Here is a 16,574-nt window from a genome sequence, read left to right as displayed (position 1 = left end):
ATGCACTCCTGGATCGAGTGTGAGTGTGGGGAACGACGGTCATCCGCAACGGACGACCAACAAGGTTCTGCGTGTGGACGGCTGAAGAAAATTCAATCCGCGGGCCGTCGACGCAGCGCTACGGCAGCCGGAGGCACCGCCCTGCCCGTCACCGAACTCCACGGGCACGTCGATGCACAGCACTTGAATAAACCCATTCATATCAATGCCATGAATACGCATCCCACGCACTTCGAAACCACCTTGCGTGCCATGCCGGGCAACCATTGATCGCCCAAGGCGATGACTGTCATGAAAAATCGGCAGTAGTGATTCACACCAGGCATGATGGTTTTCCGCGAGAAACTCGTGCGCATGGGACGTCCGCGAAGGCCCGCAATGCAGGTCTTCGTCCAAGTCTCGCAAAGGGACCGGCGATCAAGTGCGCAGTCGATAGCCGGTGCGGAAGATCCAGGCGATCACGCCCAGACAGATCGCCAGGAACAGTACGATCATCCCCAGACTCAGACCCACGCTGACATCGGCCAGTCCGTAGAAGCTCCAGCGGAAACCGCTGACCAGGTACACCACCGGATTGAACAGCGTCACCTTCTGCCACAGCGGCGGAAGCATGTGTATCGAGTAGAAGCTGCCGCCGAGGAAGGTCAGTGGCGTGACGATCAGCAGCGGCACCAGCTGCAGCTTCTCGAAGTTGTCGGCCCAGATGCCGATGATGAAACCGAGCAGGCTGAAGGTCGCCGCGGTGAGGAACATGAACAGCAGCATCCAGAAGGGATGCTCGATGCGCAGCGGCACGAACAACGCCGCCGTGACCAGGATAATAAGTCCGAGCATGATTGACTTGGTCGCCGCCGCACCGGCGTAGCTCAGCACGATCTCGAGGTACGACACCGGCGCCGACAGGATCTCGTAGATGGTGCCGGTGAACTTCGGAAAATAGATGCCGAACGAGGCGTTGGACACGCTCTGCGTGAGCAGATTGAGCATGATCAGGCCCGGCACGATGAACGCGCCGTAGCTGACGCCATCGACTTCGGTGATGCGCGAGCCGATGGCCGAGCCGAACACCACGAAGTACAGCGAAGTGGAAATCACCGGCGCGACGATGCTCTGCAGCAGCGTACGGCGGGTGCGGGCCATCTCGAAGCGGTAGATGGCGGCGATCGCGCGCAGGTTCATCGACTGCTCCTCACCAGATTGACGAAGATTTCCTCCAGTGAACTCTGCTTGGTGCTGAGATCGCGGAACGTGATGCCCGCCGCGCTCAACTCACGCAGCAGGCCGGTGATGCCGGTGCGTTCGCCCTGGGCGTCGTACGTGTAGATCAGCTCGTGTCCATCCGCACCAAGCTCCAGCCGATGCGCAGACAGTGACTCGGGGATGCGCTCCAGCGGCTCGGACAACTGCAGGATCAGGCGCTTCTCGCCGAGCTTGCGCATCAGCTCGGCGGTGTCCTCGACCAGCATGATGCGGCCCTTGTTGATCACACCCACGCGGTCGGCCATCTGCTCGGCCTCCTCGATGTAGTGCGTGGTCAGGATGATGGTCACGCCGCGCTCGCGCAGCCCGCGCACGACCTCCCACATGTCGCGGCGCAGTTCCACGTCGACGCCGGCGGTGGGTTCGTCCAGAAACAGGATCTCCGGTTCATGCGAGAGCGCCTTGGCGATCATGACGCGGCGCTTCATGCCGCCGGACAGCATCATGATCTTGCTGTCCTTCTTGTCCCACAGCGACAGGTCGCGCAGGATCTTCTCGATGTGCGCCGGTTTCTTCGACTTGCCGAACAGGCCGCGGCTGAAGCTGACCGTGTTCCACACCGTCTCGAAGGCGTCGGTGGTCAGCTCCTGCGGCACCAGGCCGATCTTCTCGCGCGCCGCGCGGTACTCGCGGGTCACGTCGTGGCCGTCGGCGGTGACCGTGCCGCGGCTTGGATTGACGATGCCGCAGACGATGCTGATGAGGGTGGTCTTGCCGGCGCCGTTGGGGCCGAGCAAGGCGAACAGCTCGCCCTTGCGGATGTCCAGATCGACATCCTGCAAGGCCGTGAAACCGCCGGCGTAGGTCTTGCCCAGCCCCCGCACGCGCACGGCGACGTCGGCCTGCGCCTCATCGGCAGCATGGGGCAACGAAGTCTGCATCCGCACGTTCCCAGTGTGAGAGAAGCCACAATACTACACGGAACGGTACAGAAAACTCACCGCCCGCACCGCGGACCTCCCCCGGACTGCTATCTTCGATAGTTTCAACCTCACCGCCGCCCCCATGACCGACGCCTCGCCCGCTTCTGCGCCCACACCAATCCACGGCTTCCGCTACTACGACCTGATGGTCGGCGGCATGGTCGCCGTGCTGCTCAGCGCCAATCTGATCGGTCCGGCCAAGGTGGGCATCGTGACGCTGCCGTTGCTGGGCGCGGTCAGCTTCGGCGCCGGCAACCTGTTCTTCCCCTTCAGCTATATCTTCGGCGACGTGCTGACCGAGGTATACGGCTACTCGCGCGCCCGGCGCGCCATCTGGGCCGGCTTCGGCGGCCTGGCCTTCGCCACGCTGATGACCTGGGCCATCCTGGCCATTCCAACCAGCCCGGGCGAACCGTTCAACAAGACGCTGCAGCCGGCACTGGAGATCGTGTTCGGCAACACCGGTCGTATCGTCGCGGCGTCCATGCTGGCCTACTGGCTGGGCGATTTCGCCAACTCCTACGTGATGGCGAAGATGAAGATCTGGACCGAGGGCCGCCATCTGTGGACGCGCACCATCGGCTCGACCATCGTCGGCCAGGGCTTGGACAGTCTCACCTTCTACCCGGTGGCATTCCTGGGCATCTGGGAAGGCCAGACGCTGATCAAGGTGATCGTGTTCAACTGGATCATGAAGGTGTCCGTGGAGGTGGTGTTCACGCCGCTGACCTACGCTGTGGTCGGTTTCCTCAAACGCCGCGAAGGCGTCGACGCCTACGACCGAAGCACCCGCTTCACGCCGTTCAGCCTGCGCGACGAAGGCGAACTCGAAACCTTGCGTCGTGACTGATTGCGCGCGATCCGCGCACGGTGCACCTGAGAAGGCCCGAACGACCTTCCGGTCATGCGCAATAGGCAATGCGGCCGCGAACCGTTGCGCACCGCCCCGTCTGCGTCGCAGGACAGGATCGTCGCCCGCCGGAACATGAACAAACTTCCGTAAGCACACATTGCTACAGCATTTTTTGTGCTAGCTTCGACCCATGGTCGTCCGAACCCTTCAATGACAAGGACCTGCGTTCGTGACCGACATGACGCCCCGTAAAGCGGCGCTGCGCCTGCTCGCTGCCTCAACGGCCTACCTGATCCTGGCCATCGCCATGATCGCCTGGTCGCAAACGGCCAAGTACGTGGCCGAGGCCTGGTTCGCGAACGCCTTGCTCATCGCCCTGCTGCTGCGTCGAGACCTGCGTTCGCTGCCGGCTACGCTCGGCGCGGGTTTCGTAGCCACCTGCATCGCCAATGTAGCGATGGGCACGCCATGGCTCGCCTCACTCGGCTATGGCGCGGCCAACATGACGGAAGTCGCGGTCGCCATCCTGCTGTGTCATGAGTTCGGTCTGAAGCGCGGCAGCCTCTTCGGCGAGCGCTTCTTCCTGCTGGGCCTGACCGCCACCGTGGTGCTGGCACCGATGACCGCTGCAGCCATCGGTGGCGCTGTGGTGCATCTGTACTTCCAGGCACCCTGGCGACCGACGTTCCTGCGCTGGTGGCTGGGCGACGCCGTGGGCATGCTGATCCTGCTGCCGCCGCTGCTCGCCTACAACGGCACGCGCATGCGACACCTGCTCTTCGGCGACCGCGCAGCGTTGTTCTGGATACTGACGCCGCTGTCCGTGCTGGTCACCGTGCTCGCCGTCACGGAGCTGAGCAACCCGTTCATCGTCTTGTCGATCCCGTTGCTGCTCGTGGCCTATCGGCTCGGCGTGCTGGGCACCACCCTCGCCTGCAGTTTGAACATCACCGCCGTGCTGATCATCGCCACCGCGCAGAGCAAGGGCCTGATTCCACCCGCCACCGGTATCGCGCACCTTGAAGAAAGCGGACTGATCTTCTTCTCGGCGCTGTCCACCACCGGACCGTTGCTGATCAGCGTGATCCTCGCCCGGCGTAAGCGCATCACCCACCAACTGGAGCAGACTTCCTCGCGTCTGCAGATCATCGCCGACAACCTTCCCGGACTGATCGGACAGCTCGACAATGATGGCCGCTACCAATTCGTCAACATGCGCTACCTGGAGTGGTACGACCTGCGCGAATCCGATGTGATCGGCAAGACGCCGGCAGATATCTTCGGCCAGGAGACCGCAGACCAAATGGCACCGCGCATCACGCGGGTACTGAACGGAGAAGCGCAGCAATTCGAGATCACCATGCCCAACGGGCAGCGGATGGACGTCCGCTATGCACCGCAGATCAAGGGCGACCGCGTGGACGGCTTCTTCATGCTGGCGCACGACATCACCAACCGCAAGGACCTGGAATCGCGCCTGCAGGAGATCACCGACAACGTGCCGGCCCTGATCGCCTACCTCGACGATCAGCTGGTCTACCGCTTCGCCAACGCACGATACCTGCAGATGTGGGGGCTGGACCCCGTCGAAGTCATCGGGCGACCGGCGGCCGATGTGGCCGGCCCGCACTACAGTCAGTTCCTGCGCCCCAAGCAGCTGGAATGCCTGGAAGGCAAGCGCGCCAATATCGAGATCGAACGTGCCGGCCGCACGTTCGAACTGACCTACATTCCGCACATTGTCGACGGTACGGTGCGCGGCATGTACAAACTCGGCGTCGACGTCACCGAGCGCAAGCGGGCCGAGTCCGAGCTGTACAAGACCATGGATCGCGCGCACATGATGCTCGACTCCATCGGCGACGCCGTGGTGGCCTGCGACACACGCATGCGCGTGACCATGATGAACCCGATCGCCGTGGACATGACCGGCTGGGAAGAAAATGAGGCGATCGGCAAGTCCTTCGCCCAGGTCGTGCAACTGATCGACACCGAGTCCGGCGACCCGCCGCTCAACCCGCTCGAAGTGGCCATGCGCGAGGACCGCATCGTCGCCCTGCAGACCAACAGCGCGCTGCGTCGACGCGATGGCATGGAGACGCCGATCGAGGATTCGGCCTCGCCGATCCACGACCGCGACGGAAAGGTCGTGGGCGGCATCATGGTCTTCCACGATGTCAGCGAATCGCGTGCCATGGCGCTGAAGATGTCGCACCTGGCGCAGCACGACTACCTGACCGACCTGCCCAATCGCGTGCTGCTGCACGACCGTCTCTCGCACACGCTGGCCGGCCTTCGATCCGGCACCCAGGGTGCGCTGCTGTTCATCGACCTGGATCACTTCAAGAACATCAACGACTCCCTGGGGCATCTGGCCGGCGATCATGTGCTGCGCGAAGTCGGACGGCGGCTACGTGCTTGCGTGCGCGGCGACGACACCGTGAGCCGTCAGGGCGGCGACGAATTCGTGATTCTTCTCAGTCGGCTCGGCGACCCCCGCGACGCCGCGCGCATCGCCGAGAAGATCATCCAAGCCATCGAGAATGTCATCGCCTTCGAGGACCGTGAACTGCACATCTCGGCCAGCATCGGCATCGCCATGTTCCCGCAGGACTCGACCGACACGCGCACGCTGATGAAGCAGGCCGACACCGCGCTCTATCACGCCAAGCAGAGCGGCCGCTCCCGCTTCAGCTACTTCACCGAAAGCATGAGCGAGAAGGCCGAGCAACGCCTGGCGCTCGAGCATGCGCTGCGACGCGCGCTACAGGAGAACGGTCTGCATATCGTGTACCAACCCAAGGTGCGCTGGCCCGAAGGCGAGGTCATCGGCGCGGAGGCACTGGTGCGCTGGACGCGCGAGGACGGCCGCGTCATTCCGCCCGATCACTTCATCGAACTGGCCGAAGAGGCCGGCCTGATCACGCAGGTCGACGAATGGGTCATGCGCGAAGTCTGTCAGCAGATCGCGGCGTGGCGCCGGGACGGCGGCAGGACCGTGCCGGTCTCGGTCAACGTGTCCCTGGCTCGTCTGGACAACGAACGCCTTCTCGAACACACGCGCAACGCATTGCAGGACGCCGGCATCCCCGCCGAATGCGTGGAGATCGAATTCACCGAAAGCCAGATGTTCACGCACAAGGAACAGGCGGTCGAGTTGATGAATCAGCTCAAGGAACTCGGCATCGGGCTGGCTGTGGACGATTTCGGTACGGGGTATTCCAACCTCACGTATCTGGCGCAATACGATTTCGACACCATCAAGATCGATCGGACATTCGTGTGCGGGCTGCACGACAACGAGCGCCAATACGCGATCGTCCAGGCCATCATCGCCATGGCCCGGGCGATGGGATTCCGCATGATCGCCGAGGGCGTGGAAACGCCGGAGGAAGCCGCCATGTTGCAGGAACACGGCTGCCGGGACATGCAGGGCTACCTCTTCAGCAAGCCGGTCACGGCCGTGGAATGCCTGACCCTCATACGCAACGGTCTGCCGGACCGGCACGAAACCGCCGGCTTGCGCACAGCGCATGGCCCGCACTGAAGCGGATTCCGCGCCGTCCGATCAGGACCGAGCGACCGTGCCCGAAGCGCTGCGCAATGCCCAGAAGTCGATTTCCCGCCGCTGCCGATAACCCATCTGAAGATACAGATCGCGCGCCCGCATGTTGTCCTGGCTGACATGCAGGAAAGGCGTCCAGCCACGTTCGAGGTGGTCGTTGGTCAGCATGGCGATCAGACGCCTCGCATACCCACGCCCGGTGTAGTCCGGATGCGTGCACACGGCGCTGATCTCGCGCGCATCCGACGTGCCGAGCCGCTCGCCGACCATCGCCGCCAGGCGACCGTCGCGATAGATGCCGAAATAGCGGCCCAGCTCCGTGGTCCGTTCGCGGAAATAATGTGGATACACCAGCGCCACCAGCTCCAGCACGTCGTCGCGATGACGTTCGTCCAGCTCGATCGCTTCGGGTCCTTCGATGACCGGAAGCGGCTCATCGCAGACCATCTGCGCCAGGGGCCGGAACGTCTCCAGCGACCACGCATTCGAAAGCTTCGGCGCAACGCCGAGAAGCAGCCAGGTCTCGCCCTCGGCGACCAGTTCCGAGAGGGCCTCCTCGACGTCCGCATCCTGCGAGGCCACACCGAGGAACGGCGCGTACTCGGACGGATAGCGCATGACATCGCCGGCGCACAGCGCAAGCGCGCGATGACGACTCTGCAGCGAAGACCAGAAGGGATTGTCGAGAAGCGTGTCGTGCATGGTGCGTGTTCCGCCCGGAGATGCCGGGTGCGGTGCGCAGTGTACGACATGCCCTGGATGCCCCAGCCCTGTGAATCGATGCCGGCCCTGCCGTGCGCACTCGAATCCTGGGCCTTGGGCTGCACAGAGATGCCCCCATTTAGCACCCTGTCCCGAAACAGCAGCGAGTCCCGTCATGTCCGACTACCGCAAGACGCCCGAAGCCCTCGCCCGGCTCACGCCCGAGCAGTACCACGTGACGCAGGAATCCGGCACCGAGCATCCCTTCCGCAACGCTTTCCACGACCACAAGGAAGCCGGACTCTACGTCGACATCGTCTCCGGCGAACCGCTGTTCACCTCGCTGGACAAGTTCGACAGCGGCTGCGGATGGCCGAGCTTCTCGCGCCCGGTGGAAAGCAACAACGTGGTGGAGCATCGCGACACCAGCCACGGCATGATCCGCACCGAAGTGCGCTCGGGCCATGGCGACAGTCACCTCGGCCATGTCTTCCCCGACGGCCCGGCCGACCGCGGTGGTCTGCGCTACTGCATCAACTCCGCCTCGCTGCGCTTCATTCCCGTGGCCGAACTGGAACAGGAAGGCTACGGCGACTACCGCAAACTGTTCGACACCGATCAATGAGGACATCACGATGACCACCGAACGCGCGCTGCTCGCCGGCGGCTGCTTCTGGGGCATGCAGGAACTGATCCGCAAGCAGCCCGGCGTGATCGCCACCCGCGTCGGCTACACCGGCGGCAATGTCCCCAACGCCACCTACCGCAACCACGGCGACCACGCCGAAGCCATCGAGATCCTGTTCGATCCGGCCGTCACCAGCTACCGCCGCATGCTGGAATTCTTCTTCCAGATCCACGACCCGACGACCGTGAATCGTCAGGGCAACGATGTCGGCAGCAGCTATCGGTCGGCAATCTTCTACACCAGCGAGGAACAGAAACGCATCGCCGAAGACACCCTTGCCGATGTCGACGCCTCGGGTCTGTGGCCGGGACCGGTGGTCACCGAACTGTCGCCAGCGGGCGACTTCTGGGAAGCCGAGCCCGAGCACCAGGATTACCTGCAGCACTACCCCACGGGCTACACCTGCCACTTCATCCGGCCGGACTGGGTACTGCCGCGACGCGCCGGAAACACGGACTGACCACTGCAGCGTTCATCTGTCCCAACGACCCTGAACCGTCATGCGACCCGTGACGGTTCGGTCGCCATCACGCCTTGCGGACGAACTCCGACTTCAGCTTCATCGCGCCGATGCCGTCGATCCGGCAATCGATGTTGTGATCGCCCTCGACCAGCCGGATGTTCTTGACCTTGGTGCCGACCTTGACCACCGACGACGCACCCTTGACCTTCAGGTCCTTGATGACGGTGACCGCATCGCCATCCTGCAGGGGATTGCCGTTGGCATCGACCACCTTCAGCCCGTCGTCCTGCGCTTCGACCGCATCGTCCTTCGACCATTCGTGCGCGCACTCGGGGCAGACGTACTGATAACCGTCCTCGTAGGTGTATTCGGACCCGCACTGGGGGCACGGCGGCAAGCTGCTCATCGGAATTCTGGTCCTGTTCGGTCATGCGTGAGATATCGCTCGCAGACGACGCATGCGATCGTTCTGCGACAAGGCCGTGCATTATCGCATTTCCACTGTGCTTCGCCGTTCCTGCTCGCGGACCGCCGCACACGCCATGCCGCAACCTGCGATGGCACCGCGCCACAGCCCCACTTGCAGTAGGATCGATCACCCCCTGCAACGAGCCTCACTCATGAGCGACCGACTGATTGCCTGCGTACTGGGCGGGACCGCACCGCGGGCGAAAACCGAACTGCACGACGTGGCTTTCGCCGTCGGCGACTCGCTCGAGAGCGTGCACGATCAATTGCTTGACAGCTGGTTCGGCGATCCGAACGGTCTGCATGTGGATGCATGGTGCTTCCTCGAAAGCGTCGAGGGATATCGTCTGCGACTCGAACGCACGCCGGCGGACAACGGCCTGCACCTGTACTTCCTCAACATCGGCGGCTATCGCCCGGGCGAATTCGGCGAACGCCATGCCTGGGGATTCTTCGGCGCGCGCAACAAGAGCGAAGCCAAGGACAAGGCCCGACAGACACTGCTAGTCGGACACACGCTCCAGCACAAGGACGACCTCTATGACGTCGACGACTGTCTACGCATCGGGCGCGTGCAGGATTGGCATGTGCATCTGGAACCCGACGCGGATGCGCGGCCGTCCGTGGTGACCAACGGCTACTTCCCGCTGCCGGCCTCCACCGTCCGTGCATGGCAGGAGCGGCACAAGGCTCCTCGTCCAAGCTGATGCACAGACCGCGAGATCGCCGCCACCTCAGGCATCGGCAACCTGCGCCGGACAGGTCGAGCGACCTCGAGACTTCCGCATCGACGGGTATGCTGCATCCGTACTAGGATGCTTCCAGGCAGATCCATGCCGAACGCTCGCGCGGCAGCAGGAGGTAACACCCTTGCCGATGGAACTTCTGCTCTGGCGCTGGAGCACCATCGCCCAGACCACGTCCAACCTGATCATCGCGGTGTTCTTCATCGCGTTGGCCATGTCCTTGCGGCGACGAGAACTGAACGCATGGCTCGCTGCCTGGCTGTTCAACCTCGGTGCGCTCGGCGTCACCATCGCCTACTGGATCTTCCGGCCCGAACTGAGCTGGATCCGGACACTGGCCGGCATCGGCTACACCTTCTGCAAGACCATGTTCGTGCTGTTGCTCATTGTCGGCGTAAGCCATTTCGTCGGTCGCCCGGCGAAACGCTCCACCTACGTAAGAATGACCCTGGCCACGGCGCTCTTCGCTGTGGTCGTCGCCTACGCGAGTCAGACGCTGCAGCAACTCGGAATCATCCAGGAAAGCGTGATCGCACTCAGCTTCGGTGCCGGCACGATCTACCTGCTGCGCTATGGCGGGCGCTTCGGCTGGGTCACTGCGGGATTCACCCTACGCACGGCGCTGTCGCTGGTCTCGGTGTACACCTACGGGCTGCACATCTGGTCCACGCCGCCCTCCGCTGGGTCGGCACTGTCCGTGCTCGTGGCCGCACACTCCTCCTTCGACACCGCCGCCGAATGGATCATCGCACTCGGCTGCCTGCTGACTTCCTACCGCCTGATCCAGCATGAACTGACCGCCTCGAACAATGAGTTGCGTGTCGCGCAGAAACAGATGCAGCAGTTGTTGAAGCGCGACCACCTGACCGGCGTGTTCAACCGGCGCGCCCTGCCCGCGATGTTCGATGAAGCACGTGGAAGCGGAGCGACCGTGCTGTTCTTCGATCTGGACGACTTCAAGAAGATCAACGACGTGAAGGGTCATCACACCGGCGACGCGAGCCTGACCCGCTTCGCCCGCGCGCTACAGGAATCTTTCCGCACCGGCGACCGCGTGATCCGCTATGCCGGCGACGAGTTCGTGGTCGTGGCGCAGGACATGGATCCCACGGTCATCGAGGAGCGCGTGCGCAGCGTGCGCGAAAAGGTCCGGCAGGCCGACGCCGACGTCCCTGCCCTGCGCTTCTCCGTCGGTCATGCCCGACTGCACCCCGATGGCGATCCCGAAGTCGCCCTGCGCGAAGCCGATCAGGCCATGTACGACGCCAAGGCCGCAGGGCGCGGCGAGTAGATCTGAATCGACCGCACAGCGCTTCATCCAGCGCCACCGAGCCGATTCATCACTGACTGGCGTATCGCTTCAGTTGCTCCCGGTACTCATCGATGCGTCGCTGCGCGGCATCGATACCTCCTTGATAGCGATTTTCATCGCCCTTCTTCTCGCCCCATTCGCGCAACTGGTCGATGCGCTTTCCTTCCGATTCGATCAAATACAGAACCGCCGTGACACGCGCCTGATTGGCTTGCGCGAGCAGGCCGTCTTCGATCAGCTTGATTGCCTTGGACTACTGCGCCAACGCACCGAGCGTGGCGCGTTCGAACTCGGCCGACTGGCGCTGTTGCAGCACCATCGAGTAGATCGCCAATGCGAGGGCCAGTCCGGAAAACAGCGCGGAAATGCCGCCGAAGCTGTCGCCGTAACCGCCCGCGATTTCCAGGTTGTCGAAGACCCTCGGCACCATGAAAGCCCAGCCGAGCCAGAGCAGCAGGAAAAGAACGATCAGCGAACGCAATTTCATCGGCGAAACCTCCTTGTGATGGATGGACACTCGATTCGAGTGCACCGGCGCCCTCCGTCATGGAGTGCGCGAGCGGCACGATCCATCGCCGAAACGACGGATCGTGCCGATTTTTATGGACCTCTCAGACCATGGGCAGTTTCAGACCGCAAGCCTTGGCGCAGTCGATGGCTTCATCGTAACCGGCGTCCGCATGGCGCATCACACCGGTGCCCGGATCGTTCCACAACACGCGTTCGAGCCGCTTGTCGGCGGCCTCGCTGCCGTCGCAGACGATGACCTGGCCCGCATGCTGGCTGTATCCCATGCCGACACCGCCACCGTGGTGGAAGCTGACCCAGGTCGCACCGCTGGCGGTGTTCAGCAGCGCATTCAGCAACGGCCAGTCGGACACGGCGTCGCTGCCGTCCTTCATCGCTTCGGTCTCGCGGTTGGGCGAGGCGACCGAGCCGGAATCCAGATGATCGCGGCCGATGGCGACAGGCGCCTTCAGTTCGCCGTTGCGCACCATCTCGTTGAAGGCTAGGCCCAGCTTGTGGCGCTGGCCCAGCCCGACCCAGCAGATCCGCGACGGCAGGCCCTGGAAGCTGATGCGCTGCTCGGCCATGTCCAGCCAGTTGTGCAGGTGCGGATCGTCGGGAATCAGCTCCTTCACCTTCTGGTCGGTCTTGTAGATGTCCTCCGGGTCGCCCGACAGCGCCACCCAGCGGAACGGACCGATGCCGCGGCAGAACAGCGGACGCACGTAGGCGGGCACGAAGCCGGGGAAATCGAAGGCGTTGGCGCAGCCTTCGTCCTTGGCCATCTGACGGATGTTGTTGCCGTAGTCGAAGGTCGGGATGCCCTGCGCATGGAACGCCAGCATGGCCTCGACGTGCTGTTTCATGGAGCGCTTGGCGGCGTCGCGGGTGCCTTCGGGATCGGACTGGCGACGCTCGAACCATTCCTCGACAGTCCAGCCCAGCGGCAGATAGCCGTTGACCGGATCGTGCGCGCTGGTCTGATCGGTGACGGCGTCCGGCTTCACGCCGCGCTTGACCAACTCCGGCAGGATTTCCGCAGCGTTGCCCAGCAGGGCGATGGACTTGGCCTCGCCTGCCTTGGTGTACTTCTCGATCCGAGCGAGCGCATCGTCGAGGTCGTCGGCCTGCTCGTCGACGTACTTGGTGCGCAGACGGAAATCGATGCGGCTCTGCTGGCACTCGATGTTCAGCGAGCAGGCGCCGGCCAGCGAGGCGGCCAGCGGCTGCGCGCCTCCCATGCCGCCGAGACCGGCGGTGAGAATCCACTTGCCGGTCAGGTCGCCGCCATAGCTCTGGCGGCCCATCTCGACAAAGGTTTCGTAGGTGCCCTGTACGATGCCCTGCGAGCCGATGTAGATCCACGAACCGGCCGTCATCTGGCCGTACATCATCAGGCCCTTCTTATCGAGCTCGTGGAAATGCTCCCAGCTGGCCCAGGCCGGCACCAGATTGGAATTGGCAATCAACACACGCGGCGCGTCGGCATGCGTGCGGAACACGCCGACCGGCTTGCCGGACTGCACCAGCAGCGTCTCGTCCTCGTTCAGCTCGCGCAGCGACTTCAGGATCGCGTCGAAGCATTCCCAGTTGCGCGCGGCACGACCGATGCCGCCGTAGACCACCAGCTCGGCCGGATTTTCCGCCACCTCGGGGTCGAGGTTGTGCTGGATCATCCGGTAGGCCGCTTCGATCAGCCAGTTCTTGCAGGAAAGCTCGCTACCGCGCGGCGGATGGATCTCGCGCGCGGTGTCGATGCGGGTCGGTGCGGCCATGCAGGTTCTCCGGGTACGCAAATGCCACGGAGTATAGGCCATGCTTCCGACCGGGCCGGAATCCGTCAGCCGGTCACGGGACCGCGACCGTCAGTGGCTGCTGGCAGCGTGAGCCGGTTCGGTGCGGCGCTGATCGTCCGCGGGTTGCGCAGCCTGCTTGCTGGCGAAATCGTCGATCGCCGTGCGCTGCCGGGCGCGATAGCGGTCGTAGCGGGCCTGATCGGCAGACTGCAGCTGCGACTTCGCGCGTGGATTCTGGAAGGCCTTCGCCGTGGTGGCGCTGGTCTGCTGGCGCTGCTGCTCGCGCAGCGCGTTGCCTCGCACGGTGTCGCGCAGGTGGTTGACCTGCGACTGCTGGCGCACCCGCTCCACACCCTGGGTCTGTGCCAGCGCCGGTGACGCGCCAGCCAGAAGCAGGGTTGCCGAAAAAGCACAGAGGAAAAAGATGCGTACTGTCATGATTGTCCACCATACTCCATGGTTTCTTGCACCATCCTGAACGACATGAAGCGTACCCTTCTCCTTGTTTTATCTTTGTTTTTCCTTGTACTTGCCGGCTGCGCAGGGCCTTCACCGCGCTCAGCCTCCCTGCAGCCGCAGACACGCCCTGCCCCGCTGCTGCTGATCTCCATCGACGCCTTTCGTGCCGACTACCTGCAACGCGGCATCACGCCGAATCTGCAGCACCTGGCCGATACCGGCGTCCGCGCCAAGGCGATGGAACCCTCGTTCCCGTCGCTGACCTTTCCCAACCACTACACCCTGGTCACCGGGCTGTATCCGGACCATCACGGCATCGTCAACAACAACATGATCGATCCGAAGCTGGGTCGCTTCAGCCTCGGCGACCGCAAGGCCGTGGCCGATCCGCGCTGGTGGAACGAGGCCGAACCGATCTGGGTGACGGCGGACAAGCACGGTCTGAAGACGGCAACCATGTTCTGGCCCGGCTCGGCGACCAGAATCCACGGCTACCGCCCCGATCACTGGCGGCCCTACAACGGCAAGCTGACGCCAACGCAGCGCGTGGACCAGGTTCTGGAGTGGCTCGATCTGCCGGCGCAGAAGCGCCCGACCTTCCTCACGCTGTATTTCGACCGCGTCGACCACGACGGCCACGAATACGGCCCGGACTCGAAGCAGGTCAACGCCGCCATGCACCGCATCGACGCGGCCATCGGCAAACTGATCACGGGTCTGAAGCAGCGCGGCCTGTACCGGCACATGAACATCATCGTGGTGTCCGACCACGGCATGGCTCCGTCGCCGGCCAGCCACACGATCCTGATGGACAAGCTGATCGACATGCACGACGTCACCGTGGTGTCGATGGGCGAACTGGCCAGCCTGATTCCGAAGCCCGGTCGCACGACCGCGGTGGAAGCCGCGCTGCTGAAGCCGCATCCGCACATGCAATGCTGGAAGAAGCAGAACATTCCGGCGCGCTTCCACTACGGCAGCAACCCGCGCGTGCCGCCCATCGTGTGCTCGCCGCAGACCGGCTGGACCGTCAGCACCAGCGGCTGGCTGGCCACGCACACACCCAGTATGGGTTCGCACGGCTACGACAACGCCAATCCGCTGATGCGTGCGCTGTTCATCGCGCACGGCCCGTCGTTCCGTGATGATGGGCGGGTGGTGCCGGAATTCCCCAACGTCGACGTCTACCCGCTGATGACGCACCTGCTCGGCCTGCCCGCGCAGCCGAACGACGGCGACTACGACACCATGAAGGTCATGCTGCGACCCGACGCGCGCTGAGGCGCGCCCGCGCCGGCGATCAGCCCAGCTGGTCGTCGGCGAGATGGTACTTCGGGTCTTCCAGCACGTTGACCTCGATCATCTTGCGCGCCTTGTGCAGCAGTTCGGCGCAGTCCGGGCTGAGATGGCGCAGGTGCAGGCGCTTGCCGATCTTCTGATAGCGCTCGGCCAGGGCGTCGATGGCCTCGATGGCCGAGTGGTCCATGACCTTGGCGTCCTTGAACTCGACAACCACGTCCTTCGGGTCCTCGCGCGGCGTGAACAGATCGGCGAAACCGCTGACCGAGGCGAAGAACAACGTGCCGTGCAGCGCATAGATCTTGCAGCCATCGCGATCGGTCGAGGTCTCCACGCCGATGTGCTTGGCGTGCTTCCAGGCGAACACCAACGCCGAGATCACCACGCCGACAACCACCGCGATGGCCAGGTCGGTGAACACCGTCACCGCAGTCACCGCGACCACCACCAGCGCGTCGGCGCGTGGCACCTTGCCGAACACGCGCACACTGCCCCACTCGAAAGTCTTTTCCGAGACCACGAACATCACGCCGACCAGCGCCGCCAGCGGAATACGCTCGATCAGGTCGGAGGCGAACAGGATGAAGCACAGCAGCGCGACGCCGGCGACCACACCGGACAGGCGCCTGGTCGCGCCCGCGTTCACGTTGATCATGCTCTGCCCGATCATCGCGCAGCCGCCCATACCACTGAAGAAACCACTGAGCACGTTGGCCGCGCCCTGCGCCATGCATTCGCGGTTGGGCTGGCCGCGGGTCTCGGTCATCTCGTCGATCAGGTTCAGCGTCAGCAACGATTCGGTCAGGCCGATGATCGACAGGATCAGCGCGTACGGGAACACGATGCGCAGCGTGTCGAAGTTCCACGGCACGCTGGGGATGTGGAACGGCGGGAATCCGCCCTTGATCGAGGCCAGGTCGCCGACCGTGCGCGTGGCGATGCCGCCGAACTGGGTCAGCAGCGCCACCGCGATGATCGCCGCCAGCGCCGACGGGATCGCTCGCGTGAACTTCGGCAGCAGGTAGATGATCGCCATGCTCAACGCCACCAGACCCAGCATCACCAGCAGCGGCGTGCCATGCAGCCAGTGCAGCGCACCGTCCGCGCCCTTCTCCTTGAAGTGGCTCAGCTGCGCCATGAAGATCACGATGGCCAGACCGTTGACGAAGCCCAGCATTACCGGATGCGGCACCATGCGGATGAACTTGCCGAACTTCAGCGCGCCGAAGACCAGCTGCATCAACCCCAGTAGCACCACGGTAGCGAACAGGTACTCCACGCCATGCGTGACCACCAGCGACACCATCACCACCGCCATGGAGCCGGTCGCGCCGGAAATCATGCCCGGCCGACCGCCGAACAGCGCCGTCACCAGACACATCACGAAGGCGGCATAGAGACCGGTCAGCGGATTGACATGCGCGACCAGCGCGAAGGCCAGCGCCTCGGGCACCAGCGCCAGGGCCACAGTCAGACCGGACAGAGTGTTGTTGCGGATTTCACGAACAGGCAGGGACATCGATCGGGGACTCG

General features: G+C 63.9%; 17 protein-coding genes. 7 read left to right on the top strand and 10 right to left on the bottom strand.

All coding sequences use genetic code 11. From position 1 onward, the window contains the following. Positions 1–39: 39 nt before the first annotated feature. The 3 genes from HF690_RS15010 to HF690_RS07895 are packed head-to-tail and all read right to left on the bottom strand — an operon-like array spanning position 40 to position 2,141. A complete protein-coding gene (locus HF690_RS15010) occupies positions 40–396 on the bottom strand; it encodes a hypothetical protein (RefSeq protein ID WP_205300815.1) in 357 nt (118 codons plus the stop codon). Between the two features lie 21 nt (positions 397–417). Continuing rightward, entirely contained in the window at positions 418–1,179 is a 762-nt protein-coding gene (locus HF690_RS07900) for an ABC transporter permease (RefSeq protein WP_168609069.1), read from the bottom strand. Beyond that, positions 1,176–2,141 carry an ABC transporter ATP-binding protein gene (locus tag HF690_RS07895; protein WP_168609068.1) on the bottom strand — a complete coding sequence of 322 codons (966 nt, stop codon included), beginning with the start codon at positions 2,139–2,141 and terminating at the stop codon, positions 1,176–1,178. Before HF690_RS07895 ends, HF690_RS07900 begins: the two co-directional genes overlap by 4 nt. Before the next feature lie 124 nt (positions 2,142–2,265). Between HF690_RS07895 and HF690_RS07890 the strand changes: the two genes are divergently transcribed. Next, positions 2,266–3,033, top strand: a complete 768-nt coding sequence (locus tag HF690_RS07890; protein WP_113063362.1) for a queuosine precursor transporter — start codon at positions 2,266–2,268, stop codon at positions 3,031–3,033. A gap of 241 nt (positions 3,034–3,274) precedes the next feature. Beyond that, complete coding sequence (locus tag HF690_RS07885; protein WP_168609067.1) at positions 3,275–6,583, top strand: bifunctional diguanylate cyclase/phosphodiesterase; 3,309 nt, start codon at positions 3,275–3,277, stop codon at positions 6,581–6,583. Positions 6,584–6,604: 21 nt separating this feature from the next. Here the strand turns inward: HF690_RS07885 and HF690_RS07880 are convergent, their stop codons facing one another. Continuing rightward, positions 6,605–7,303, bottom strand: a complete 699-nt coding sequence (locus HF690_RS07880) for a GNAT family N-acetyltransferase (protein WP_168609066.1) — start codon at positions 7,301–7,303, stop codon at positions 6,605–6,607. Positions 7,304–7,478: 175 nt separating this feature from the next. Here HF690_RS07880 and msrB point away from each other — a divergent pair, with 175 nt between their 5' ends. After that, complete coding sequence (msrB, locus tag HF690_RS07875; protein ID WP_168609065.1) at positions 7,479–7,928, top strand: peptide-methionine (R)-S-oxide reductase MsrB; 450 nt, start codon at positions 7,479–7,481, stop codon at positions 7,926–7,928. 10 nt (positions 7,929–7,938) lie between these two features. Beyond that, positions 7,939–8,451 carry a peptide-methionine (S)-S-oxide reductase MsrA gene (gene msrA / locus HF690_RS07870; RefSeq protein WP_113063366.1) on the top strand — a complete coding sequence of 171 codons (513 nt, stop codon included), beginning with the start codon at positions 7,939–7,941 and terminating at the stop codon, positions 8,449–8,451. A 67-nt stretch (positions 8,452–8,518) separates the two neighbouring features. Here the strand turns inward: msrA and HF690_RS07865 are convergent, their stop codons facing one another. Next, on the bottom strand, positions 8,519–8,860 hold the full coding sequence (locus HF690_RS07865; RefSeq protein ID WP_168609064.1) for a zinc ribbon domain-containing protein YjdM: 342 nt from the start codon (positions 8,858–8,860) through the stop codon (positions 8,519–8,521). Positions 8,861–9,074: 214 nt separating this feature from the next. Between HF690_RS07865 and HF690_RS07860 the strand changes: the two genes are divergently transcribed. Together HF690_RS07860 and HF690_RS07855 are read left to right on the top strand one after the other, a co-directional pair. Continuing rightward, on the top strand, positions 9,075–9,629 hold the full coding sequence (locus HF690_RS07860) for a DUF1543 domain-containing protein (RefSeq protein ID WP_168184609.1): 555 nt from the start codon (positions 9,075–9,077) through the stop codon (positions 9,627–9,629). Between the two features lie 169 nt (positions 9,630–9,798). Further along, positions 9,799–10,959, top strand: coding sequence for a GGDEF domain-containing protein (locus tag HF690_RS07855; protein WP_205300814.1), 1,161 nt, complete (start codon positions 9,799–9,801; stop codon positions 10,957–10,959). Between the two features lie 49 nt (positions 10,960–11,008). Here the strand turns inward: HF690_RS07855 and HF690_RS07850 are convergent, their stop codons facing one another. The 4 genes from HF690_RS07850 to HF690_RS07835 all read right to left on the bottom strand — a co-directional run bounded on the left by HF690_RS07850 (position 11,009) and on the right by HF690_RS07835 (position 13,721). Then, on the bottom strand, positions 11,009–11,158 hold the full coding sequence (locus HF690_RS07850; protein WP_168609062.1) for a hypothetical protein: 150 nt from the start codon (positions 11,156–11,158) through the stop codon (positions 11,009–11,011). A gap of 75 nt (positions 11,159–11,233) precedes the next feature. After that, the gene (locus HF690_RS07845; RefSeq protein ID WP_168609061.1) at positions 11,234–11,467 is read right to left on the bottom strand and encodes a hypothetical protein; all 234 of its coding nucleotides are present in this window, start codon (positions 11,465–11,467) and stop codon (positions 11,234–11,236) included. Positions 11,468–11,591: 124 nt separating this feature from the next. Next, complete coding sequence (gene hutU, locus HF690_RS07840; protein WP_168609060.1) at positions 11,592–13,262, bottom strand: urocanate hydratase; 1,671 nt, start codon at positions 13,260–13,262, stop codon at positions 11,592–11,594. A 90-nt stretch (positions 13,263–13,352) separates the two neighbouring features. Next, positions 13,353–13,721: a hypothetical protein gene (locus tag HF690_RS07835; RefSeq protein ID WP_168609059.1), complete on the bottom strand. Its 369-nt coding sequence runs from the start codon at positions 13,719–13,721 to the stop codon at positions 13,353–13,355. Positions 13,722–13,766: 45 nt separating this feature from the next. Here HF690_RS07835 and HF690_RS07830 point away from each other — a divergent pair, with 45 nt between their 5' ends. Further along, positions 13,767–15,023, top strand: coding sequence for an alkaline phosphatase family protein (locus HF690_RS07830; protein WP_168609058.1), 1,257 nt, complete (start codon positions 13,767–13,769; stop codon positions 15,021–15,023). Positions 15,024–15,042: 19 nt separating this feature from the next. Here the strand turns inward: HF690_RS07830 and HF690_RS07825 are convergent, their stop codons facing one another. Continuing rightward, on the bottom strand, positions 15,043–16,560 hold the full coding sequence (locus tag HF690_RS07825; protein WP_168609057.1) for a SulP family inorganic anion transporter: 1,518 nt from the start codon (positions 16,558–16,560) through the stop codon (positions 15,043–15,045). Between the last annotated feature and the right edge of the window lie 14 nt (positions 16,561–16,574).

Origin of the sequence: Oleiagrimonas citrea, assembly GCF_012395255.1 — a bacterium.
GTDB lineage: Bacteria > Pseudomonadota > Gammaproteobacteria > Xanthomonadales > Rhodanobacteraceae > Oleiagrimonas > Oleiagrimonas citrea.
The sequence above is the reverse complement of the archived record's forward strand: the minus strand, read 5'-3'. Positions and strand labels throughout refer to the sequence as shown.